Here is a 25,124-nt window from a genome sequence, read left to right on the forward strand (position 1 = left end):
GCCGTGCGATGCCATTCGCACGGCAGTCTTTTTTTGTAATAGGAAAATCCGATAGAATTCCCTATTACAAAAAAGGCACTACGTGCCGATGATGCGCACTCGCGCAAAGATGTAGTTTGTCGCAAACGACCGCGCTCGGCGCGAGAATGTGCTTTGCACATTCTTTTTTGCACAGACAGCTGCAAATCAGTCCAAATTTTGTTGACAAAAGTATTATCTGTATTATAATGTATAATACAAATAATACAAAACGCATCGGAAAGGAGTGAAACCGGAAGATGGTTATAGAATTGGATATGGAAAGTGAAGTGCCGATATATGTGCAGCTTCGCAATCAGATAGTGAAAGGAATCGGAAAAGGAGAATTAAAAGCGCAGGAAAAACTGCCGACAGTCCGCCAGCTGGCAGCAGAAGCGGGCGTTAATACAATGACCGTGAATAAAGCTTATCAGATATTAAAGGCGGAAGGCTATATCAAGATTGACAGACGGCACGGCGCGGTAGTGGCAGATGTCGTTGATATGGATTTGCAGTTTCGGGAAAAGCTGGAAGCAGAATTAGAGCTTTTGTCAGCGGAAGCCAGCATTACGGGAATGGAAAAGGCAGAGTTTTTAAAGCTGTGCGACGGTATCTATTCTAAAATGAAAGTGTGCAGACAATATTAAATCAAAGATTTTCGTATAGTGCTTTGTGGCATCTGTAGATAGGAGGAAGTATGGGGATTTTTATGTTTATAACATTTGCGTCGGCAAATTTAATTACAATCGGTGCGATGTGGTATGGATTGATGAGCCAGTACCGGTATAATAGCGGAATGGTTCTGGGGGTGCATATTCCACCGGAACACGCAGAAGAACCGGGGGTGACAGAACAGGTCACGAATGCCAGAAGAAAAATGAAGCGGTTTCATATCATTAATCTGATTTTAATCATGGCACTCAGCATACTGTGTTTTTTTAATATGGCACTTTATGTTATCATCTGGATTGTGTGGATTTTTGCATACATAGGAGCGGCGATTTACTTCAATGCCGCAATGCACCGGAAATTGTATGATTACAAGGTGGCGCAGGGCTGGCTTGTAGAAGGGCAGAAAAAGAAGGTCTACATCGACACGGCGGTACTGACAATGACAGAAAAAAGCGCAGTGCCGTACAGGTATCACGCAGTCGTTATTTTAATAGAAATCCTGTGCGTACTGCCGTTTCTGTGTGGAAAACGTCCGGTTTTTTGGGAAGAAATGGGGATATTCTGTATCTGTGCCGTGGCGGTATCGGTAACGGCGTGGATAGCGCATGTTTTTATCAACCGCAGACAGCATACGGTTTACAGTCAGGATACGCAGAAAAACCAGCAGGTCAATTACCTGATAAAAAAATATACCGGGGAAGCACTCCTTGCCATGAGCAGCTGTAATGCGGCGGCATGGGTGATGATTGCCGTACAGGCACTTATTTTTAACAGTCTGAACGCAGTTATATTTTACAGTTATGTTGCACTTGAAAGTCTGTCAGGAGTGGTGTTTTTGGTACTGCTTTTTCAGATGTATAAAAAGAAAAATGCCATTTTAAATGCAGATAACACGCCGGTATATGTCGATGATGACGAATACTGGAAAACAGGATTTTACTACAATCCCAATGACAGACATATGCTTGTGGCGGACCGTATGCAGTCGGGAAATTATTCCTTTAATTATGCAACGGCAGGGGCAAAAATATGGACGGGCATTATAACATTTGTTGTTGCAGGAACTATCGTATTTACGGTTGCGGCAATGCTTCCGCTGATTCATGTCAAAGTGGATTTTATCATGGAAAATAACAGGCTTACGGTTGAGGGCGGAGGTTATAAAATCACATTTGATAAAGAATCCATTCAGAGAGCAGAGCTGCTGGATACAATGCCGCGCGATAATTTTACGAAAACCAACGGCGGCGCAACAGAAACCTATGCGGTAGGGCATTTTAAAGGGAATACTTACGGAAAATGTATGCTTTTTATATATAAAGGAAATGCGCCGTACATTCTGGTTCAGACGGACACACAGACAATGTTTTTTAATGCAAAAGACAGCAGTATGACAAAGCAGTGGTATGAGCAGCTGTGTGAGTAGAACACACTATTATCCAAATAATCAAATAAATTTCAATTTTTGTAAGATTTCCATATGTTTTTATGTTTTGCACAGAAATTGTAGGTTTGTGTCGAAAGATTCTGCAATTTTTACACGATATTTATTTTTCATTCACACAGGATTGTGGTATACTAAAGTAAAAAACAAAACGGGAAAGGTAAGAAATGGCAAAGAAAAATAAAATAAAGAACTGGGTCATTCCGGGTGTAGTCGGAGGCGTGGTCATTATCCTGACAGTTGCTTCCATCGTTTCCGGTTCTATACAGCAAAAAAAGGAAAAGGAAAGCAATGCGGCGAGTGTCAGTGTAGACCGGATTAAGTTAAAAGATGATTCGGCGCAGGCACAGCAGATGAGCAATACAGAAACAGAAGTAGAGATTGAATTTGAAGACTGTGCCGTTCCGGTAGGCACGCAGTTAAAGATGACAGCACTGGTTGTTCCCGAAAATACGGACCAGGCACTCATCTGGAGCAGTTCGGATTCGTCTGTGGCAGAGATTGATAAAGACGGAATTCTCACAGTGAAGGCAGTGGGAACAACCGTTGTAACAGCAACTGTCGGAACCGTTTCCGATTCAGTTGTCATTGAAGGAATTGAAAATGTGGCACAGGGTTCAAAAAATAACCTTCCGGTTTACACCGGTACAACCCTTGCAAAAAATAATGCATCCGGAAGCGGCAGTGCATCGGGCAGTACGTCATCCGGTGGAACATCCGCAGGAAGCGGCTCTGACAGCGGCAGTACAGGTACAGGCGGCGGGCAGGCAGGCGGTTCATGGACAGGCTCAGGCAGTTCGGGAAGCGGTTCCTATGACGGTGGTTCCGGTGATTCGGATTCGGATGGCGGAGATGATTCAGGCAGTACGGACAGCGGTTCGGGAAGCTCCGGTGGTTCTTCAAACGGTGGATCCGGCACGACGGGCGGTTCTTCCGGCAGTAATTCCGGCAATAACGACGATTCATCCACAAACGGCGGGAATTCCTCAAACAACAGTAATAGCGGCAGTAACACCGGCAATGGTGACAACAGCGGCAGCATTTCAGACGGACTTTCAGGAATCGGATTTACACAGCGTTATTCCAATGTTTATGTATGCGAAGAAAATGATACATATTATGGAGAAATCATCACACAGCCGAATGTAACCATTATCTATATCAAGCAGAGAAGCGGCACATTCGACAGCAGGATTCAGACGGTGCTTGCCAGACTGCTTCCGGACGAGTACGGACAGGTGTGGAGCAATTATCTTTCTGCCAACACAGACAGAACTTTTACGGCAGAAGGCAGACGGGTACGAATTGTTGTAGCCCCGAATGGCGGTCACTCGCAAATAGTAATATACAATTAGACAAAAATATGATATGCTTACACTAATATGACTTGCAGTGAGGTGAATTAATTGCTGAATGAAAATAAGATTAAAATGATGACGAAAATGGCAATTTATGAAAAAAACGAAGGCAGGCAGATGATTAAAAATTCCCGCTATTTTAAGGGGGATTATGTAGCGTTTGGCGTACTCCGTACATTAATTGCAACAACATTTGCATATATAATCATGGTGATACTGTATGTGTTATGCAACCTTGAAAAACTGGTTGCCGACATTAATTCGCTCGATTATGCGGCAGTGGGAAAAAGACTGGGAATATATTATATCCTGATGTTAATTGTATATACCATCATTGCGGCAATGGTTTATGCCTATCAGTATAATCATTCGCGGAAAGGTCTGAAAAAGTATTTTTCAAGACTGAACAAGCTGGAACGTTTTTACGACAGCCAGAGAAAGAAAAAATAGTATTGGAGGACTCACATGGTTTTTTTACTGGAATTAAAGGAAGGATTTAAGAAATTCTATAATAAATACGATACGTATCTGGTTCCGGCAGTACGGTTTGTGATGGCATTGGTTTCTTTTCTGATGCTCAATGCAAGCATCGGATATATGTCAAAGCTGAAAAATCCGCTGATAGCCGTGGCAATGGCAGTATTGTGTGCCTTTCTTCCAAATGGATTTATGATATTTTTCTTATCGGTATTTATGCTGGTTCATTTATATGCGATTTCTGCGGAATTTGCATTGATTGTACTGGGAATCGTGCTTTTAATGTATCTGCTGTATTACCGTTTTACACCGAAGCAGGGGTATCTTTTAGTGATTACGGTACTGCTTTGCTGGATAAAAATGCCGTACCTGCTTCCAATTGCGGCGGGGCTGTGCTTTAACGCATTCGCCATGATTCCGGCGGCATTTGGTGTGATTATTTTTTACATTATTAAGACAGCCAGTGAATATGAAACGGCACTGACGACAAAGTCAGTCAATGACAGTATGCAGCAGATTTCGTATATTGTAGAAAGCCTGTTTAATAATAAAGAAATGATTCTGTTTGTAATTGCAATGGTTGTTACGATTACGGCAGTATATGCAGTCAGACGGCTAAAGATTGATAATGCGTGGACCTATGCCATTGCGGCAGGGATTGTGGTACAGTTTATCGTACTGCTTGCAGGAATTTTAGTGACAGGTGCCAAAATCAATCTGATTCTGATGATTGTGGGAACCGTGCTTGGCGGGGTTGTAGGGTATCTGTGCCAGATTTTGTTTTTCAGTGTGGATTATTCCAGAACGGAATACGTACAGTATGAAGATGATGAGTACTATTATTACGTAAAAGCTGTTCCGAAAATTAATATTGTCAATGCCGAAGTCAAGGTCAAGCAGATTAATGCGAGAAAGACGAAAAAGGCGCATGACATCAGTGATATGACTTCATCAGAACAGGATGACGAAAATATTTAAAAAAGCTATAAGCGGTAAAATGAGTAAAGACCGGAAGGAACAGAAATGAGGTGAGTATGTGACAGCATGGAATAATTTTTTCAGCGATTATTTATCAAAATTATATATTCCACGGATTGGGTGGACAGATGTCATTGAGATTATCATTATTGCAGTGGTACTGTATAACATTCTGGTGTGGATTAAAAATACAAAAGCATGGGCGCTGCTCAAGGGAATTATCATTGTAGTATTATTTGCGCTGTTTGCATATATACTGAATTTAAAGACAATTCTCTGGATTGCGGGAAAAACCATCAGTGTTGGCATTATTGCGCTGGTGATTATCTTCCAGCCGGAGTTGCGGCGTGCGTTAGAGCAGCTCGGACGCAAAAAACTGGTTGTCGGACTGTTTAACTTTGGTGAAGGCAGGGAAAAGGGTGAACGCTTCAGCAGCAAAACAGCCGATGAGATTGTCCGTGCCGCTTATGAAATGGGAGCGGTGCGGACCGGTGCATTAATCGTTATCGAGCAGGATATGGTTCTGGAGGAATATGTCCGCACCGGTATCGAGGTAGACGGTGTTGTAACAAGCCAACTGCTCATTAATATATTTGAGCATAATACACCGTTGCATGACGGCGCGGTAATTGTGCGGGGCAACAGAGTAGTAGCGGCAACGTGTTATCTTCCGCTGTCAGATAATTCAAACTTAAGTAAGGAACTGGGAACCAGACACCGTGCGGGTGTCGGCATCAGTGAAGGCACCGACAGCTTTACAATTATTGTATCAGAAGAAACCGGTGCAGTATCCGTGGCGGTGGGCGGTTCAATTATCCGCGACATTGACAGGGATTCTTTAAGAAATAAGCTGGAGTATCTGCGCAAGAAAACAGTAGATGTCAAGTCGTTTAAGATTTGGAGAGGAAGGTTGAAAAATGAAAGAAAAGATATTTAGAAATTTCAGCCTGAAAATCCTGTCAGCTTTATGCGCAATTGTATTGTGGACGATTATTGTCAATATTTACGACCCGACCATGGGGGTGACAATCAGTACCGTTCCGGTGCAGCTGATTAATACAGAAAGTCTTACGGATAAGGGCTATACGTATGAGATTACAGATGGCAGTAAAATTTCGGTTTATGTAAGCGGACCTAAAAGTGTTATCACGGATATTAAAGCGGCAGATATTGTAGCTACGGCAGATTTAAGCAGGATTACGGCATTTGCCGATTATGCCGATATTGATGTAAAGGTTGTCAAAGACGGCAAAACGCTGACCAATGTCGAAGTAACGCCAAAGACAACAGCGGTTAAGTTGGATATTGAAAACAGGGTAACACAGCAGTTTGATGTTGGCATGGAAGTCAACGGTACGGAAGCGGAAGGCTATGTAGTCACGAAACAGTCCGTATCGCCATCGACCATCAAGATTACCGGTTCATCAACCACCATTGCAAAGATTGCGCAGGTTAAAGCCATCTGCGACATCAGCAATGCACAGGATAATATCCAGAGTGTTGTACCGATTGTTTTATACGATGCGGACGGCAATGTAATTGATGATCCGCAGCTTGAACTGTCAAAGAGTGAAGTGGAATATACGGCAAGTGTCAAAAAGTCTAAAACCGTACCGTTAAAATATTCTGTTTCGGGTGAACCGGCGGACGGTTATAGCGTTCATAAGGTACAAAGTTCCGCAGACCAGATTACGATTTCGGGAGAGACAAAGGTTTTAGACCAGATTACACAGATTACGATACCTTCCGACCAGTTAAAGGTGACAGGGTTGAGCAGTGATAAGACATTTCGTCTGTGGATGGAAGATTTTGTGCCGTCTGATGTGAGTGTGGTATCGGATTCGGTTGTTTCCATTACGGTAAAGATTTCCGATGTACACAGCAGGGAATTTACGGTGAAGACATCTGATATTACATTTTCCGGTTTATCATCAGGTCTGGAAGCGGCAATTACCGATCAGGATACCATTCATGTAATACTGACAGGTTCAGATGAAGCACTGGCAGCAGCACAGGCATCGGATATCAAAGCTACGGTGAATCTGACAGGCTTAAAAGAAGGAACATATACATTATCGATACAGTTTCAGCTGCCGGGCGGCTGCAGTCTGGACGATACCTATAAGGCAGCCGTAAAGATACAGGCGCAGGCAGCACAGACACAGCCGGAAACAACAACACAGCAGACACAGGAAACAACAACAGCCGGTACCTCTGAAACAACCGGCCAGAACCGGTAGAATAAAAAGCTGAAAACAGCGGATGGGAGAGAAAAGATGGTTAGTGAAAAAATAGTCGTAGGAAGTGCATTGGGAATACATTTAAGACCAGCGGGGGCAATGTGCGATGCTGCTGTCAAATACGATTCCCATATTACATTTGCTTATGGAGAAGGAAAGACGGCCAATGCAAAGAGTGTCATTTCAATTTTAGCAGCAGGAATTAAATGCGGTGATGAAATAGAGCTGATTGCAGACGGTCCGGATGAGCAGGAAGCGTTAGAAAATGTTGCTGCTGCATTTAAAGAATCATTAAAAGATTGATTTCAAAAAGGGATTGTATTATAATTTTTATAAATTCAATCAGTAAAAAGAAGAAATATGGAGGATTAAAGTTATGGGTTACATGGAGTCTTACAAGGCGTGGTGTGCCAATGAATATTTTGATGAGGCAACAAGAGCTGAATTAAAATCAATTGAGGGTAATGAAAAAGAAATTGAAGACCGCTTTTATAAAGATTTAGAGTTTGGTACAGGTGGTTTAAGAGGTGTTATCGGCAACGGTACAAACCGCATGAATATTTATACTGTCAGAAAGGCAACACAGGGACTTGCAAACTTTATTAAGAAGGAAAATGCAGCAGACAGAGGCGTTGCGATTGCATATGATTCAAGAAGAATGTCCCCTGAATTTGCAGACGAGGCAGCATTATGCCTGAATGCGAACGGAATCAAGGCATATATCTTCCCGTCATTAAGACCGACACCGGAATTATCATTTGCCGTAAGACAGTTGCACTGCATCGCAGGTATTGTCATTACAGCCAGCCATAATCCACCGGAATACAACGGTTACAAAGTATATTGGGAAGACGGCGCACAGATTACAGCACCAAAGGATACACAGATTATTACAGAAGTAAAGGCTGTTACAGATTACAATACGGTAAAGACCATGGAAAAAGACGAGGCAGAAGCCTGCGGTCTTTACAATGTTATCGGCTATGATATGGATGAAGCTTATATCAAGGCTTTAAAGAAAATGAGCATCAACGGTGATATTATCAAGCAGGTAGCGGATGATATCAAGATTGTATACACACCGTTCCACGGAACAGGTAACGTTCCGGTCAGAAGAATTTTAAAAGAACTGGGCTTTAAGCATGTTTATATTGTAAAAGAACAGGAAAAACCGGACCCGGATTTCACAACACTTGAATATCCAAACCCGGAAGACCCAAAGGCATTCACACTGGCATTAAAGCTGGCAAAGGAAAAAGATGCAGATATCATTCTGGCAACAGATCCGGATGCCGACAGACTCGGTGTATATTCAAAAGACACCAAGACAGGCGAATACAAGGCATTTACAGGAAATATGTCCGGTATGCTGATTGCAGAATATCTGCTTTCACAGCGTAAGGAAAAGAATCTGTTACACGATAACGGCGCATTTGTAAAGACTATCGTATCTACCAATATGGCAGATGCCATTGCAGCAGAATATAATGTAAAGCTGATTGAGGTATTAACAGGCTTTAAGTATATCGGTGAGCAGATTAAGTTCTTTGAACAGCAGGGTACATATGAATATGAATTTGGTTTTGAAGAAAGCTATGGCTGCCTTGTCGGTACACATGCAAGAGATAAGGATGCAGTTGTTGCCGTTATGGCATTATGTGAAGCAGCAGCATACTACAAGACAAAGAACATGACTCTGTGGGATCAGATGATTCAGATTTTTGAAAAATACGGATACTACAAAGAAGGTCAGAAGGCAATTACCATGAAGGGTGCAGAAGGGGCTGAAAAGATTGCAGAACTGATGGATAAGCTCCGCAACGAAACACCGAAGAAGTTCGGTTCATGGGACGTACTCGAAGCAAGAGATTACAAGAAGGATGAATGTGTTGATTTAAAGACCGGCGAAAAGAAGTCTACCGGACTTCCGTCATCCAACGTATTATATTATGCACTTTCTGACAATGCATGGTGCTGTGCAAGACCGTCCGGAACAGAACCAAAGATTAAGTTCTACATGGGCGTTAAGGGCAGCAACTTAGCGGATGCAGATGCAAAACTTGAAGAACTTACAAAGGCTGTTATGGAAGTAGCGGGACAGTAGTAATGTGAAGAATCCTTAAATTTAAGATTCTTCACATAGATAATTGTGCTGCAGGCGTCACAATTATCTTTTTATCGCAGAGCGAGTTCAGAAATTCTTAACAGAGAAAACACAATTAGAACACATTTCGTTACTATACTACAAAGCATAGACGAGATGTGTTCTTTTTTATCTAAGAACAAAAGACACGACAGAGAGGAGAAATCGATATGTATAACGACGAAAATAACCAGTATAACCCAAGACCGAGATTTGACCCAAAGACAGGAGAACGAATTCATTACGACGATGAAAATACAACGGAAACAACACAGGCAGAAAGTTCAGAATACAGATACAGCGCAGGAAATATTCCGTTTGAACAGGAAAACAATAACACTTCCTATTATCAGCAGAGTAGTACATTCCAGCAGGATGCTTCCTATCAGCAGGCAGGCGCAGGACAGGGCAGTATGAATCAGCAGAATGGAAGGCAGAAGAAAAAGAAGGATAGAAACAAAGACGGTTTTGGAGAAAGGCTTGCAAAACTGGCAGGTTCGGCAGCCGTGTTCGGTGTAATTGCCGGCGCAGTAATGTATGGTGTATATTACACGGGAAGTACGATTCTTCCGGTAAAATCATCAAGCGACTATAACAACATTGCAACCGTGACTTCCAATGTAACCGCAACAACGGCACAGAGTACTTCATCAGCTTCAACGGGTATGGATGCACAGTCCGTTGCAAATGCAGCCCTTCCGGCAATGGTGGCATTAAACGGTACGACAACCGTGTCTTCAGGAAGTTCTTCATCTTTCTATGGATTGTTCGGCAGCCAGTCCTATGAAGCACAGACAAGCGGAACCGGTATTATTGTCGGTAAGAATGATAAAGAACTGCTTGTTGTAACGAATGCACACGTAGTTAGTGATGTAAATGATTTAAAATGTGTCTTTGTGGACGGTGAATCTGTCAGTGCAACCGTAAAGGGTTCAAAGTCTGATAAGGATATTGCGGTAGTGGCAATCAATCTTTCAGATATTAAGGATTCAACCATCAACAGTATTGCAATCGCAGAACTGGCAGACAGTGATGATGTAGCCATCGGACAGGAGGTTGTTGCTATCGGTAATGCATTGGGTGAAGGCCAGTCTGTGACAAATGGTATTATCAGCGCGACAAACCGTTCTATTACTGTTAATAATGTAACATTTTCAGGCCTTTTAATGACAAATGCAGCGATTAATTCCGGTAACAGCGGTGGTGCATTACTCAATGCAGAAGGTAAGGTTATCGCAATTAACTTTGCAAAGACTTCCAGTGATGGTGTAGAAGGTATGGCATATTCTATTCCGGTATCGAATGTCATGGATATCATTGACAGCCTGATGAGCCGTGAAACAAGAAGCAAGGTTTCAAGTTCAGAAACCGCTTACCTGGGAATCAGTGGTGTGGATATTACAAGTGCAATGTCTTCTTCATATGGTTATCCGCAGGGGGTTTTAATCAGAAGCGTTGAAAATAATTCAGCAGCTGCACAGGCAGGTCTGGGCGCTTATGATATTATTGTAAGCTTTGACGACCAGTCCGTAAACTCTATGTCCAGCCTCAAGTCTATTATGGAATACTACGCAGCCGGTGAAAAGGTAACGGTTCAGTACTATCATCAGGAAGGCAGTGAGTATGTATTAAAGAGTGTTGAAGTAACTCTCGGCAAAAAGAGCTGATAAGCATTCCGGCATAATTCTTTAAAAGGAACCGGCAAAGCACATAAAGCACAAACATAAATTTGTAAATCAATAAAGTAAAATATCCGGTAAAATGCAGGGACAGATGTTGTCCATCTGCATCATACCGGGTATTTTTTTATAGAGATTTTATTGTAAAAACAAAGACAAATCTGTATACTAAACGTGTATACAAAATTACAGTAAAAGAAGGTGCCGTATTTTGCGGCAGAATGGTGAAAAAATGAGTGAAAATAACGATACAATCAACAATCAGGAAGAGGAATACGAAAAGATTTGTTATATATGCAGAAGACCGGAAAGCAAGGCGGGTAAAATGATTGCAATGCCGGGAAATGTCTATGTGTGCCAGGACTGCCTGCAAAAGACATTTGATACCATCAATAACAGCGGTATGAATTATGATGATATGATGAAAATGAGCGGGATGCCGAATATGGGAATGTTTGGCAATATGAACTATCAGGATATTGATATACCGGAAAATCAGAAAATAAAGAAAAAGAAAAAGGTAAAGAAACCGGAAGAAAAACTGGATTTACGCAACATTCCGGCGCCGCACGAAATTAAGCATATGCTCGATGAATATGTGGTCGGACAGGACTATGCAAAGAAAGTCATGTCGGTTGCTGTTTACAATCACTATAAAAGGGTAGCTGCAGGAGATCAGGCAGATGTAGAGATTGAAAAGTCCAATATGTTAATGATTGGACCGACCGGAAGCGGAAAGACCTATCTTGTAAAGACCCTGGCACGCCTGCTGCAGGTGCCGCTTGCAATTGCAGATGCAACGTCCCTTACGGAAGCGGGCTATATCGGTGATGACATTGAAAGTGTGGTATCCAAGCTTTTAGCGGCGGCGGATAATGATGTAGAACGTGCAGAACACGGCATTATCTTTATTGATGAAATTGATAAGATTGCTAAAAAGAAGGAAACTCGAAGCCGTGATGTCAGCGGAGAATCCGTACAGCAGGGCATGTTAAAGCTGTTAGAAGGAAGCGATGTGGAGGTGCCGGTCGGTGCAACCAGTAAAAATGCGATGGTACCGCAGGTCACAGTCAGCACGAAAAATATTTTATTTATCTGTGGCGGCGCGTTTCCGGAACTGGATGAGATTATCAAAGAGCGTTTAAACCAGCAGTCGTCTATCGGATTTGCAGCAGATTTAAAGGATAAATATGATGAAGACCCGAACCTGCTGCAACAGGTAACTTTAGAAGACCTGCGCAATTTTGGCATGATACCGGAATTTTTAGGCAGACTGCCCATTATCTTTTCGCTGGAAAACCTGACAAAAGATATGCTGGTTAAGATTATGAAAGAACCACGCAATGCGATTTTAAAGCAGTATGAAAAGCTTCTGGAACTTGATGAAGTAAAGCTTGAATTTGCGGATGATGCACTGGAAGCAATTGCCCAAAAAGCAATGGAGAAAAAGACCGGAGCGCGTGCATTGCGGTCCATTCTGGAAGATTATATGCTGGATATTATGTATGAAATTCCAAAGGACAACAATATCGGAACAGTCGTTATCACAGGCGATTACATTAAAAAGACGGGTGCGCCGGTAATTCAGATGCGCGGCATGGAAATACCGGCACTGACACAGCAGAACGGATAAAGCAGGCTGATAAAGTAAATCCATAGGATAAATCAGATATAAAACGGATACATAAGTAAAGGCACAACTGAATATACTATACAAAAAAGCGGGAGCAAAAAAAGTGCCGGATTGCAGTTCGCTCATTGTATCGGAAGAAACGGGGGATTATATTATTGAATATAATTCCCTTTATTTTGAACAAATCCAAAGACAGGACGGTGTCTGTATTTCTTGTATTAATGATACGTGGTGTATTTTGTATACAAATTATCCGGGCAGCCGGAATATTAATATACAACAGGGATATTATAGCGTGCCGAAACTGTACGGACTGATGGACACGACCAGCTTTGATGCATCGGGAATTACGGCAACACTGAATCAGCCCCTGTTAAATGTGCGTGGGCAGGGTGTGCTGATTGGCTTTTTAGATACCGGAATCGACTATTTAAGAGAAGATTTTAAAGCGTCAGGCGGCAGAACCAGGATTGCGGCAGTCTGGGACCAGACGATACAATCTGTAAATTATGAAGAAGATACAGGAGAAGCAGCAGGGACAGAGCAGTATGACAGAGAACAGGTACAAGGCATGGTACAGTACGGCACGGTGTATACACGGGAGGACATTAATGCGGCACTCGCGGCAGAGCGTGAAGGACAAAATCCCTATGATATTGTGCCGTCAAGAGATGAAAACGGACATGGAACATTTCTTGCAGGGGTTGCAGCCGCATCGGAAACCGCAGATTACATAGGAGCAGCGCCGGAGGCGGAGATTCTGATGGTAAAGCTAAAACCTGCCAAAAAATATCTGCGGGACTTTTATCTGCTGCCGGAGCAGGTAGAAGCCTATTCGGAAACGGATATGATGATGGGGGTGCGCTTTTTACAGCAGTATGCCATCAGAGAAAAAAAGCCGCTGGTTATCTGTGTCGGACTGGGAACGGCTTCCGGTTCAAGAACCGGTGCGCTGCCGTTTGCAGATTTATTAAATACATTGGCAAGGCAGGTCAATACAGTAGTTGTAACCTGTACAGGAAATGAAGCTAATAACAGAACACACACATCCGGTCTGGCGGTATCAGATACAGAACCCTCCGAAATAGAAATTACCGTCGGTGCAGATGAACGCGGATTTGTGATGGAAATATGGGCAGAAAGTCTTGATATCTTATCGGTGGCAATTACCTCTCCTTCTGGAGAGCGGATTTCACGGATCCCGGCAAGAATTGATACAGGAGGGGTCTACAATTTTTTACTGGAACGTTCACAGGTTGCAGTGAATTACAGAGTAGTGGAATCTGCATCAGGTTATGAAGTTATTTTTATGCGTTTTATAAATCCGGCACAGGGAATCTGGAAAATTCATGTATACAGCCTGACTAATATTGTGGGACGGTATAATGCATGGCTGCCATTAAAGCAGTTTTTATCAGGGGATACGTATTTTTTGAATTCCAATCCTTCCACAACACTTACAGAACCCGGTGCGGCAGAGCGCGTAATCAGTGTCGGGGCATATAATCATATTACGGATGCATCTTATGCAGCATCCGGACGCGGTTATACAGCGACAGGTCTGGTAAAACCGGACTTTGTCGCGCCTGGAGTAGACGTCTATGGTGTCCGGGCAGGCGGGGGATATACGACACGGACAGGAACAAGCGTTGCAGCAGCCCACGCGGCAGGTGCTGCTGCCCTTCTTCTGACATGGGGTGTTACGGACGGCAATCTGCCCTATATGGGAACAAACGAGGTTAAATCGGTGTTAATCCGGGGGGCAAAGCGCGAAAACAATACGGTGTATCCGAACAATATTTACGGGTATGGGAAAATGGATGTCATTGAAGCATTTTATAAACTGCGGACCGGTTAAAACACGAACTTCCGATTGAAAAAAGAAGCAGGGAATGATAAAGTAAATAAATGCATAGTGACACTAAAAATTGGAATTATTGCAATAAAAATATAGAAAGGATAATGCAACTGCAGGAAATAAGCAGTTTATGGAACGGAGAGAAAATGAAATATAAAGCACTTGCCCTTGATTTGGACGGTACATTAATTAATAGTGAGAAAAAACTTTCAACCAAAAATAAAAAAGCGGTTATGGAGGCGGCGGAGCGCGGCGTGCATATTATTCTGGCATCTGGAAGACCACTGTTTGGCATAGAGCCGGTGGCAGAAGCGCTGGAACTTTCCCGTGTCGGCGGTTATATTCTGGCATACAATGGCGGCAATATTATCAACTGTAAGACCAAAGAAGTCGTTTACAGCCGGAATTTTCCGCCGGAATGTATACACGATGTCTGTACACTGGCAAAAGAACACGGTGTGTATGCTCTTTCATATGACAAGGATGAGGTAATTTCGGAAAGTGATACAGATGAATATGTGCTGCGGGAGGCAAAATGTAATGATGCGTCCGTCCGCCGTGTGGAAAATCTGGAACAGTATGTAAATTATCCGGTTGCCAAATTTTTAATTGCAGGGGAGCATGAAAAGCTGATACCGATTCAGCAGGAACTGCAGAAGCGGCACGGAGATGTCATTGATGCATTCTGTTCTGCCGATTATTTTTTAGAGATTGTACCGAAAAATGTGGCAAAAGACCGTTCCCTTGCAGCGCTGCTTGAAAAGCTGGGACTGCAAAGGGAAGAACTGATTGCCTGCGGTGACGGCATGAACGACATTTCCATGATTGAATATGCCGGTCTTGGCGCTGCCATGGAAAATGCGTATCCGCCGGTAAAAGAAAAAGCGGATATCATAGCACCGTCTAATGATGAAGACGGTGTTGCCGAAATTATTGCTAAGTATTTTTAGAAAATGTGCCGATACTATAAATAGGACACAAGATGTGCCAATATAGTATAAAAGAACTATAAAACAAAAGAAAGTACAGCATAATTTCAAGGAGGAGATTACAGCAGAAACATTTATCGTAAACAGGGTGGAACTCATTAACAAAGTCGAAAGTGTTTCAAAAGTTGGAAATACAGCCAGAGTTGCCGCTGAACAGAAAAACAGCAGCAGCGAAAGTTTTGAACAGATACTTGCATTAGAACAGAGCAGACAGAAAGCACGCGTAAGACGCGCCGATGAGAGACCTGTCAATGTGAATCCTGACGTGTTAAACGGCAGAATGAACGGCTACAACAACAAAGCAAGAGAAGCGTACTTTTCAATGGTATTTCCGACAATGGATCTGAAAGGCTGAACAGCACACGGAGGTAGCTGGTCAGACAAAAAAACTGCCGGGCAGGCAATGTATTTTATATACATATCCTGCACCGGCAGTTTTTTTACAGAGATCTGATTAATTAGAAGAAACGTATTCGGAAACATCGAATACTTCGCCGTTGTTGATTTTCTGAATCAGTTCGACTGCTGTATTTACGGTATCGTAATCCGGCAGGTCAACAGACTTCTTTGAAAGGTTATATACGGTACAATCGCGGGATGCCGGCGTTCCCTCTACGCTGTAAGACTGGACATTCCATGAAGTTGTGTTGGCAATCTGTCCTTTAATTAATGACGTCATCGTTGCAGGCGGCATATTTGTTAAAATCATATTAGAAACAGAACTTAACACTGCACTGTAATTGGCAAGAATTGAAGGTGAAGTCGCCTTGTCGATAATTGCTGTGATGGCAGCAGCCTGGTTTCGTCCACGCTGGAAATCGCCATCGCCGAAAACGTGTCTTTCTCTTACGAAAGCAAGAGTTTTTTCACCGTCACACTGGTTTTCGCCGACTGTAAAATGATAGCTTTCAGGAGCTGCATCCTGACCGTTTGTAAAGTCCACGCTTGAATTGATGGTAATGCCGCCAAGTGCATCAACCACTTTTACACAGCCGGTAAAGTTAATCTTTACATAGTAATCCACGGTAACACCGTAGAGATTTTCCAATGCCTTAATAGAGTAATCGACACCGGCATTTCCTGCGTGTGTCAGTTTATCAAGACCAGACTTTCCAGAAGCATTTTCAATTGTGATATAGTAATCACGCGGTGTCGAAACAAGCAGTACCTGACGGGTTTTAGGATTGATGCAGGCAAGAATATTGACATCGCTGCGGCCGTTGGAAGAAACCGGACCGTATCCGTCATTTCCGGACAGATAAATGACAAACGGTTCTTCATTGACCTTTTTATCAGAAGCGGAAAGCTTGACCTGGGTAGTAATCGTAATCGTTCCGATAACCTTTGTTTTATCTTCAAATGTTTCAAATTCCTCCGTTAAAGTTGAACGGAGTGAATCACTCATGACAACAGCCTGAATATTCTTATTGGCATATAAGGCATTGACCATTTCTGACCAGTCGGTGTAATCTTTCGTATTTAATGTCGTATTATTTTTAGATTCAATTTCTGAAATGGCTTTTGTGGCAGCCTCACTGTTAATGCCGCTGTTATATCCGAAAGAATAAGACAGGGCATCCTGCACGGAGTCGGCCTTGTCATCTGCCAGTACGATAATATCCACAATGTCGGTCTTTGTTGAACCGGACATCAGATTAAAGGTCTGTGCAAGCTGTGTCATAAAGATAAATCCAAACAGCATGACACACGACATAATCACGGCTAAAATTTTACCGAGAATATGTGCCTTCGTAAACTGTGAGCAAAAATCATACAGCAGCAAAAGAATCAGGATTGCATTGACAATCAGCAGATACTGTACCGGAAGGATTGAAAATGTAATGATTCTGAATAAAAAAAGAATCGTAAGAATCAGCTGGATCAGTACAAGAACCAGTCCTGCCGCAACACGTTTGCCGCGCTGTTTGCGCTTGAGTGCTTTGGGCGAGAGCTTGTCGCTGTCTTTGAAAAGATACTTCAAATCGCCCTTTGTACGTTTAATAATATTTGACATAATAATCTCCATTCCGCAGGCAATTTAATGCCGGAGGAATCGCGAGCCAAATCTTATTTGGCTCTGCGATAAAAAGCGACTTTGTGGCGCCTGCGGCACAAAGTGCTGTGTGAAAAATATGCTATCAAGCATATTTTTTCACAATAATCTCCATTCCTGAGCGGACAATAATTGCACGGGCATTATTGTTTGCACGATTTCCTTATACAATGTACAAAAAGTACATAAACTTCATTATACATATTTCCTGGGAAAATAACAAGAGCTACTTTATATGAAAGAAAGCATAAGAAAAAATGAAAAAACGATTTATTAAATTAATAAAAACAGGATTGAAACTTATTTAATAACAGAAAAAGTGTGAAAATGGTTAATTAAAAGACAATTAATGCAAAAGCACTTAAAAAAATTAAGTTTTATTACTACGCTAAAGCAGCAGAGCGGACAACTGGATTTACATTATTCAAAATAGCATTGTTTTATTGGCAAAAATAGCTAAAAAACTTGCAATGGGAAAACTGTTTTTATATAATAAGCATAGATTCCGCCAAAGGCGTAAAAGAAAAGGAGTTTTTAAGGTTATGGGATATGTTGATGAAGTCTTAGAATTAGTTTCTAAGAAAAACGCAGATCAGCCTGAGTTCTTACAGGCAGTAACAGAAGTTATGGAATCTTTAAGACCGGTAGTAGAGGCAAATGAAGACCTTTACAGAAAGAACGCAATCTTAGAGAGAATTACAGAGCCAGACAGAGTGTTAATGTTCCGTGTACCATGGGTAGATGATAACGGACAGGTACAGGTAAACAGAGGTTTCCGTGTACAGTTTAACAATGCAATCGGACCTTACAAGGGTGGTCTTCGTTTACACCCATCTGTAAACTTAGGTATTATCAAGTTCTTAGGTTTTGAACAGATTTTCAAGAACTCACTCACAAGCCTTCCTATCGGCGGTGGTAAAGGTGGTTCTGACTTCGATCCAAAGGGTAAGTCAGACAGAGAAATTATGGCATTCTGCCAGAGCTTTATGACAGAACTCTGCAAGTACATCGGTGCTGATGTCGATGTTCCTGCCGGTGATATCGGTACAGGCGCAAGAGAAATCGGTTATATGTTCGGACAGTACAAGAGAATCAGAGGGATGTTTGAAGGCGTTCTTACAGGTAAGGGCCTTACATACGGCGGTTCTTTAGCAAGAACAGAAGCTACAGGTTATGGTTTATTATACATCACAGAAGAATTAATGAAGTGCCATGGCGATTCATTAGAAGGCAAGACAGTTGCTGTTTCAGGTGCCGGTAACGTTGCAATCTACGCAATCCAGAAAGCACAGCAGCTCGGTGCTAAGGTTGTTACATGCTCAGATTCAACAGGCTGGATTTATGATCCGGAAGGAATCGATGTAGAACTTCTCAAGGAAGTTAAGGAAGTTAAGAGAGCAAGATTAACAGAGTATGCAGCTGCAAGAAAGTCTGCTGAATACCATGAAAAGAAGAACGGCGAACACGGCGTATGGTCAGTGAAGTGTGACGTTGCACTTCCATGTGCTACACAGAACGAACTTGACCTTGATGACGCTAAGCAGTTAGTTGCAAACGGTGTAAAGGCTGTTTGTGAAGGTGCTAACATGCCTACAACTCTTGAAGCTACACAGTATTTCCAGAACAACGGTGTATGGTTTATCTGTGGTAAGGCTTCTAATGCCGGTGGTGTTGCAACATCTGCTCTTGAAATGAGCCAGAACAGCGAAAGACTCAGCTGGACATTTGAAGAAGTTGACGCTAAGCTCAAGAACATCATGGTTAATATCTATCACAATATTGATGATGCTGCTAAGAGATACGGCATGGAAGGCAACTATGTAGCCGGTGCAAATATTGCAGGTTTTGAAAAGGTTGTAAACGCTATGCTCGCTCAGGGTGTTTGCTAATTTAAAATAAATTTCATCACACAGACAAAAAAAGACACATTTTTACACTCCGGATTCGGTATGATAGCGGTTGTAAGAATGTGTCTTTTTATAATTCCATGAGCTATGGCTATGGCAGGGGTAATGAATCCGTGGTATAATACCTAAAATAAAAGAAGAGGAGGCTGTTGCAGATGATGAACTTATTTGAAGGTGTCAGAAAGATGACGGATGACGAAATCCGTATGCAGATCGCACTGTTTCGCAATGTCACCCTGCTGAATGCCGCGAAAGAAACGTCGGGTAAGGTGCTTGGCGGGCTGGCAGACATTGCCAACGCATTTGCGGAAAGCTTCAGCAAAAGAACGCCGTTTGATTTTCAGGTAACGCGCGTGTGTGACATGGTACGAAAAGAATATGACCGTTTAAAGGCAAATGACCGGGTGCAGTTAGAATACGAACTCAAAAAAATTCTGACCGAAAAATGCAGGGAGCTGGTGCCGGAAGAATCCGAAGAGCCGGATGAAGAACGGCTCTCCTTTTTAATCATCAATGAAGCAGCGAAAGTCTACGGAATCCATAAATATAAGACACCGTCGGGTAAAATCGAAGCTGTCAGTACAGCTTATAATAATGCACTGCTGTCCGTGATACATACAAGACTGCAAAAGCAGGGCAAAGAAGAAGTAATCCATACCGACCAGAAAATTCAGGATGCCATGAATGCCGTATCATTGGATACCAAGCGCCAGCTGCAGTCTGCGCTTATGCCAAAGGAATTCAGCGGACGGTGCATCGGACGTATTTTAAGACTGGAACGTTCCACAAAGTACCTTTCGTATACGGTGACATTTTTAGGCTACGGCTGTTTTGATGAGGTATTATCCAACGTATCTGCCGTCTTTTCGGCGATGCGGGCGTTCAAACGGATTTCACGTGTACTGTTTGCACAGATGATATGGAAAATAAAAAATACAAGTCATTTGACATTTACCATAGCAGAAAATGTCCTTCCGGCATATCTGGACCCGGTCAGACGTCAGGAATTTATGATACAGGAACAGGAATTCCGTGCGGCGCTGGCAGGAAGAATTGAATCGGAGCAGCAGTATGCAAAGTGTGAACAGGCAGTCACAAAACAGGAAGAAAAAGCAGCCGATGCAAAACAGCGGCTGGAACTGATGCAGCGGGATTATGATGAATTACAGATGAAATTTATGGGGCTTGAAAGCCGTAAAGATGAATATATGAACAGGACAAGACCGGAAAATGAAACAAAAGACTATTACAGCGAAGTCAATGAAACGAAACGCCGGTTAGACCGGGCACAGGCACAGCTGTCAAAGGCCGGAGCAAAATACCGCGAAGAGGAAGAAAAGCGCGGCAGGGCAGAATCCGAAAAGAATACGGCGATGCTTAACCTGGAAGTGGTAAAGCGCAAAACGGAAGAAGAAGTCCGTGAACGGGCGCGGGAAATTGAAAAAGTGTGGAAAGCTTTTTTCTTCCGGTTTTCATTTGAGGAGGATTTGTTTGAGTCGGTTGTGATTCATTTCACAAGGGATGAGGTTTTAATTATAGAAGAAATGTTAAAAGAACTGCATGAAAGCCGGAATACGGGAAGTTTTGCCTATGAAACAAAACAGGAAGAAGACCATACGGAAAGCGTGACCTATACGGTGACGCCGGGCGAAAAGGTTATCCGTATCGTTTATGAGAAAACACACATTATGCAGATAGGATAAAGAGGACAGTGAAAAATGGCGGAAAACAGATATTGTGACATAGAAGCGTTTCTGGATACGATTCCACAATATGCAGGAGAAAGCGGTGTTGTGCGGGCAGGCGCACTGCTTGAAGAATTGGGACATCCGGAAAAAACATTAAAAATCATTCATGTTGCAGGCAGCAACGGAAAAGGTTCAGTGTGTGCCTATTTAAACAGGATTCTGATACAGCACGGCTTTAGGACAGGACTGTTTACATCCCCGCATTTAGTTGATGTCAGGGAGCGTATCCGCATTGATAATGAAATGGTTTCCAAAAGTGATTTTGTACAGGCATTTGACAGGGTACACAGTGCAGCAAAACGTCTGCAGAAGAAAAATATCACGCTGGCATATTTTGACTGGCTGTTTGGCATGGCACTGCTGTTATTTGTGCAGAAACAGGCCGATTTTGTCATTCTGGAAACTGGACTTGGCGGGCGGCTCGATGCCACCAATGCAGTACAAAATCCGGTGCTGTCCGTGATTACAACCATCAGTTTAGAGCATACTGCGGTGCTTGGGGATACTCTTTCACAGATAGCAAAAGAAAAGGCGGGCATTTTAAAGCAAGGTGTTTCTGCAGTTTATTCGGCAAAAGAACCGGAAGTCATTCACGTGATGGAGCAGACCGCAGAAAATGCAGGTGTTCCGGTATTGGAAGGTGTAACACCGGCAGACTATCAAATTACGAAAAACACAGGAAAGTGTATTGATTTTTCACTGCATAATGGTTATTATAAGAATGATTGTTTTTCTCTGGCAACAGGAGCTGTTTATCAGGCGGAAAATTGCAGCCTCGCTTTAACCGGTGCGGCACTTTTGCAGAAGGCAGGCATTTTACAGCTTGATGAGGGGAAAGTAAGGCAGGCCGTTTTTGAAACCTGCTGGGAAGGCAGAATGGAAGAAATTGAGCCGGATATTTATATTGACGGTGCACACAATCCGGAAGGCATTGAAGCATTTATCCGGTCGGCGCGTTCTATTTGCGGGAAAAGACCGGCAGTTCTTTTATTTTCAGTTGTAAAAGATAAGAATTTTGAGCAGATGATTGGGATGCTTACGGCATCCGGGGTATTTACCCATTATATTATTGTACAGATGCAGACAAAAAGGCATCTTGCAGGTGAGAGTATCGAAGAACTGTTTGCAAAGTATACATCAGCCCCCCTGACAGAGTTTGACGAATCCTTTGACGGATATTTATATGGGAAGAAACTGCAAGAGGAGATTCCTGACAGCGTATTATTTTGTACAGGGTCTTTATATCTGGCAGGTGAAATTAAACAGAAGCTGCAAAATGGCAGATAAGGAAAAAGGAAAGGTTTGGTATAAGATTATGATAGATTTTGATGAAGAAATTAAGAAGTTTCAGCCGAGTCTGGAAGTTGATGATGCGGAAGAAGCGATTTATAATAATGATGTGCCGGACATCACAGACCTGATTGCAAAGATTATGGAAGATATTTCAAAGTAAGACGTACTGGATTTGGAGGAAAAGATGAGATGTTATAAATGCGGTGCCACACTGACGGCATCTGACAGATGTCCGCAGTGCAAGGCGGACGTTTCAGTCTATAAAAGAGCGGCAAAAGCTTCCAACGCCTATTATAATCTTGGTCTTGCAAAGGCAAAGGTCAGGGATTTGACAGGTGCGGCAGAAAGCTTAAAAACAAGTGTGATGATTCACAAAAACAACATAGAGGCAAGGAACCTGTTAGGACTTGTTTACTGTGAAATGGGTGAAGTGGTTGAGGCACTCAGCCAGTGGGTTATCAGTAAGAATTTACAGCCGGACAACAATCCGGCAGGGTCTTATATTGCACAGATTCAGTCGAATCAGGGCAGGTTTGATGCGGTAACAACAACGATAAAGAAATATAACCAGGCATTAAACTATGCCAAAGAAGGCAATCTGGACATGGCAACCATACAGCTTAAAAAAATTGTTGGCCAGAATCCGCATCTGATAAAGGCACACCAGCTTTTAGCGCTGATTTATATCAAAGACGGCGAATATGCAAGAGCCAGAAAGCTGCTGATGTCTGTTTTAAAAATTGACCGCAACAACACGCTTGCGCAGCTGTATTTAAAGGAAATCGAAGAAGCACAGCAGTTAAAGAAAAAGCAGGGTGCGCGTTCCAATGAATTTTTACCGCAGAAGCGTGAAAAGCGTGAAACAAAGGTGATAGAAAGCCAGCCGCTCAGTGGAAATGATGTGATTCTGCCGCGGTCATCGTATAAAGAGCCGGGCAACGGTGCTATTACGATTGTGAATATCCTTGTCGGTGTTGTAATCGGTGCTGCACTCATCTGGTTTTTAGTAATGCCGTCCCGTTACAAGGGTATTACGGAGGATTATAATAAGAGCCTTCAGGATTACAGCGAACAGCTCTCATCCGGCAATGTGGAAATCAATTCCCTCACGAAGCAGTTAGAGGATATAAAGTCGGAAAAAGAGGCACTCGAAGAACAGCTTTCGGGATTAAGCGGAGAAGGCGGAAGCAATAAGCTGTTAACTGCCGTTATAAGTGCAGCTAATTCATATATTGCAAATGATACTGCAACCGCAGCCAAGGAACTCATGGATATTGATGTCAGCTCACTGCCGACAGATGATGCCAAGAAACTGTATAATACCATTGCAGAAGCGGCGATGAAGCCTGCGGCAAATGAATTTTATACACAGGGTACAACAGCTTACAATAAAGCGGATTACACAACAGCCGCCACTGCATTTGTAAATGCGTATAAGTGTGACAGCACGAAGGCAGAAGCAGCTTATTATGCGGCAAAGAGTTATGTGGCATTAAACCAGACGGAAGATGCCAAGAAGTACTATCAGTACATTGTGGATGGATTCCGCTCAAGCTCGTACTACTCAGAAGCCAATGCATATGTAACATCGCATTCATAAAGATACGTAAAAAAGATAAACCTGTCAGACGGTAAAAACCGCTGGCAGGTTTTTTGCTGTCTGAAATGAAAGCTGTCTAAAATGAAAAGCCACAGTAGGAAAAAATGTGATGGCAGACGACATTTCAGGCAGGAACAGCCGGACAGGCACAAAAAGCGGAAAGTGTTGCAAAAAGAAAGGGAGGATTGGCATGGAAGCAGCAAAAAGTGCGGCAAATGAAGAAATGCAGGAAAATAAGCATACGGATTACATTTATATGGTTACAGGGGACAGGCTGGTAATCAGTATGAATGCGGAACTTGACCATCATCTGGCAGATGAAATGCGGGATGTGATAGATACGATTATTGAGGAACGTGGGGTGCGCCATCTCATTTTTGATTTTTCAAAAATCAGTTTTATGGACAGTTCGGGAATCGGGCTGATTATGGGGCGGTATAAGAAACTGCAGGAAAACGGCAGTATCAGCATTGCGGGGGCAAATGACAGTATCCAGCGGATTATTTTAATATCCGGACTGCATAAGCTGGTACATACCTGTAAGGACGTTTCGCAGGCGGCAAAAAATATAGAAAAATAGGAGAGGACATGGAAATGAAAGCAGATAATGCGATGGAAGTGATATTTGATGCAAAATCTGAAAATGAGAGTTTTGCAAGAGTAACAGCAGCGGCATTTTGCACACGCCTAGACCCGACGGTGGAGGAAATTGCGGATATTAAAACAGCGGTTTCAGAGGCTGTTACAAACAGTATCGTACACGGATATGAGGGCATAGAAGGAAAAATCACGTTAAAGGTAAGCCTAGTAGGACAGGAAGTACGGATTGAAGTCCACGACGACGGAATCGGCATTGAAAATGTAGAGCAGGCAATGGAGCCGCTTTATACAACCAAACCGGAGCAGGAACGTTCCGGTATGGGATTTTCCTTTATGGAAGCTTTTATGGATGAGTTAAAAGTGTATTCCGGTAAAAACAGCGGAACAACGGTGATTATGAAAAAAAGAATAGGTGTAGAAAATTAGCAGATAGG

At 42.7% G+C, this 25,124-nt stretch carries 22 protein-coding genes; 21 read left to right on the forward strand and 1 reads right to left on the reverse strand.

What is annotated here, in order from left to right; all coding sequences use genetic code 11:
* Nucleotides 1-278: 278 nt before the first annotated feature.
* From WMO37_RS07000 to WMO37_RS07065, 14 genes are all read left to right on the forward strand, one after another.
* A complete protein-coding gene (locus WMO37_RS07000) occupies nucleotides 279-665 on the forward strand; it encodes a GntR family transcriptional regulator (RefSeq protein ID WP_349154654.1) in 387 nt (128 codons plus the stop codon).
* Nucleotides 666-715: 50 nt separating this feature from the next.
* The gene (locus tag WMO37_RS07005) at nucleotides 716-2,116 is read left to right on the forward strand and encodes a hypothetical protein (RefSeq protein ID WP_349154655.1); all 1,401 of its coding nucleotides are present in this window, start codon (nucleotides 716-718) and stop codon (nucleotides 2,114-2,116) included.
* Nucleotides 2,117-2,301: 185 nt separating this feature from the next.
* Entirely contained in the window at nucleotides 2,302-3,489 is a 1,188-nt protein-coding gene (locus tag WMO37_RS07010) for an Ig-like domain-containing protein (RefSeq protein ID WP_349154656.1), read from the forward strand.
* Nucleotides 3,490-3,540: 51 nt separating this feature from the next.
* Nucleotides 3,541-3,942 carry a hypothetical protein gene (locus WMO37_RS07015; protein ID WP_022431292.1) on the forward strand — a complete coding sequence of 134 codons (402 nt, stop codon included), beginning with the start codon at nucleotides 3,541-3,543 and terminating at the stop codon, nucleotides 3,940-3,942.
* 15 nt (nucleotides 3,943-3,957) lie between these two features.
* The gene (locus tag WMO37_RS07020; protein WP_022431291.1) at nucleotides 3,958-4,947 is read left to right on the forward strand and encodes a hypothetical protein; all 990 of its coding nucleotides are present in this window, start codon (nucleotides 3,958-3,960) and stop codon (nucleotides 4,945-4,947) included.
* 58 nt (nucleotides 4,948-5,005) lie between these two features.
* Nucleotides 5,006-5,884, forward strand: a complete 879-nt coding sequence (gene cdaA / locus WMO37_RS07025; RefSeq protein WP_022431290.1) for a diadenylate cyclase CdaA — start codon at nucleotides 5,006-5,008, stop codon at nucleotides 5,882-5,884.
* Nucleotides 5,865-7,187, forward strand: coding sequence for a CdaR family protein (locus WMO37_RS07030; RefSeq protein WP_022431289.1), 1,323 nt, complete (start codon nucleotides 5,865-5,867; stop codon nucleotides 7,185-7,187). Before cdaA ends, WMO37_RS07030 begins: the two co-directional genes overlap by 20 nt.
* A 36-nt stretch (nucleotides 7,188-7,223) precedes the next feature.
* A complete protein-coding gene (locus WMO37_RS07035) occupies nucleotides 7,224-7,490 on the forward strand; it encodes an HPr family phosphocarrier protein (RefSeq protein WP_022431288.1) in 267 nt (88 codons plus the stop codon).
* 73 nt (nucleotides 7,491-7,563) lie between these two features.
* Complete coding sequence (locus WMO37_RS07040) at nucleotides 7,564-9,291, forward strand: phospho-sugar mutase (protein ID WP_349154657.1); 1,728 nt, start codon at nucleotides 7,564-7,566, stop codon at nucleotides 9,289-9,291.
* 209 nt (nucleotides 9,292-9,500) lie between these two features.
* Nucleotides 9,501-10,997, forward strand: coding sequence for a S1C family serine protease (locus WMO37_RS07045; protein ID WP_349154658.1), 1,497 nt, complete (start codon nucleotides 9,501-9,503; stop codon nucleotides 10,995-10,997).
* A 244-nt stretch (nucleotides 10,998-11,241) separates the two neighbouring features.
* Nucleotides 11,242-12,642, forward strand: a complete 1,401-nt coding sequence (gene clpX, locus WMO37_RS07050; protein WP_349154659.1) for an ATP-dependent Clp protease ATP-binding subunit ClpX — start codon at nucleotides 11,242-11,244, stop codon at nucleotides 12,640-12,642.
* 103 nt (nucleotides 12,643-12,745) lie between these two features.
* Complete coding sequence (locus WMO37_RS07055; protein ID WP_349154660.1) at nucleotides 12,746-14,500, forward strand: S8 family peptidase; 1,755 nt, start codon at nucleotides 12,746-12,748, stop codon at nucleotides 14,498-14,500.
* A gap of 146 nt (nucleotides 14,501-14,646) precedes the next feature.
* Entirely contained in the window at nucleotides 14,647-15,450 is an 804-nt protein-coding gene (locus WMO37_RS07060; RefSeq protein ID WP_349154661.1) for a Cof-type HAD-IIB family hydrolase, read from the forward strand.
* Nucleotides 15,451-15,577: 127 nt separating this feature from the next.
* Entirely contained in the window at nucleotides 15,578-15,844 is a 267-nt protein-coding gene (locus tag WMO37_RS07065; RefSeq protein ID WP_349154662.1) for a hypothetical protein, read from the forward strand.
* Between the two features lie 99 nt (nucleotides 15,845-15,943).
* Here the strand turns inward: WMO37_RS07065 and WMO37_RS07070 are convergent, their stop codons facing one another.
* Complete coding sequence (locus WMO37_RS07070) at nucleotides 15,944-17,503, reverse strand: LCP family protein (protein ID WP_227090660.1); 1,560 nt, start codon at nucleotides 17,501-17,503, stop codon at nucleotides 15,944-15,946.
* Between the two features lie 581 nt (nucleotides 17,504-18,084).
* Between WMO37_RS07070 and gdhA the strand changes: the two genes are divergently transcribed.
* The 7 genes from gdhA (at nucleotide 18,085) to spoIIAB (ending at nucleotide 25,116) form a co-directional block, all read left to right on the forward strand.
* Nucleotides 18,085-19,431 carry an NADP-specific glutamate dehydrogenase gene (gene gdhA, locus WMO37_RS07075; RefSeq protein ID WP_227090662.1) on the forward strand — a complete coding sequence of 449 codons (1,347 nt, stop codon included), beginning with the start codon at nucleotides 18,085-18,087 and terminating at the stop codon, nucleotides 19,429-19,431.
* 173 nt (nucleotides 19,432-19,604) lie between these two features.
* Nucleotides 19,605-21,152 (forward strand): hypothetical protein, encoded by a 1,548-nt coding sequence (locus WMO37_RS07080; RefSeq protein ID WP_349154663.1) that lies wholly within the window; start codon nucleotides 19,605-19,607, stop codon nucleotides 21,150-21,152.
* 15 nt (nucleotides 21,153-21,167) lie between these two features.
* Nucleotides 21,168-22,484, forward strand: a complete 1,317-nt coding sequence (locus tag WMO37_RS07085; RefSeq protein WP_349154664.1) for a bifunctional folylpolyglutamate synthase/dihydrofolate synthase — start codon at nucleotides 21,168-21,170, stop codon at nucleotides 22,482-22,484.
* A complete protein-coding gene (locus tag WMO37_RS07090; protein ID WP_022431174.1) occupies nucleotides 22,474-22,650 on the forward strand; it encodes a hypothetical protein in 177 nt (58 codons plus the stop codon). Before WMO37_RS07085 ends, WMO37_RS07090 begins: the two co-directional genes overlap by 11 nt.
* A 24-nt stretch (nucleotides 22,651-22,674) precedes the next feature.
* Complete coding sequence (locus WMO37_RS07095; protein WP_349154665.1) at nucleotides 22,675-24,090, forward strand: tetratricopeptide repeat protein; 1,416 nt, start codon at nucleotides 22,675-22,677, stop codon at nucleotides 24,088-24,090.
* Nucleotides 24,091-24,280: 190 nt separating this feature from the next.
* A complete protein-coding gene (locus WMO37_RS07100) occupies nucleotides 24,281-24,670 on the forward strand; it encodes an STAS domain-containing protein (RefSeq protein WP_022431172.1) in 390 nt (129 codons plus the stop codon).
* 14 nt (nucleotides 24,671-24,684) lie between these two features.
* Nucleotides 24,685-25,116 carry an anti-sigma F factor gene (spoIIAB, locus tag WMO37_RS07105; protein WP_227090827.1) on the forward strand — a complete coding sequence of 144 codons (432 nt, stop codon included), beginning with the start codon at nucleotides 24,685-24,687 and terminating at the stop codon, nucleotides 25,114-25,116.
* Nucleotides 25,117-25,124: the final 8 nt, after the last annotated feature.

The sequence above is a fragment of the Lachnospira intestinalis genome (genome assembly GCF_040095895.1).
Classification (GTDB): Bacteria; Bacillota; Clostridia; order Lachnospirales; family Lachnospiraceae; genus Lachnospira; species Lachnospira intestinalis.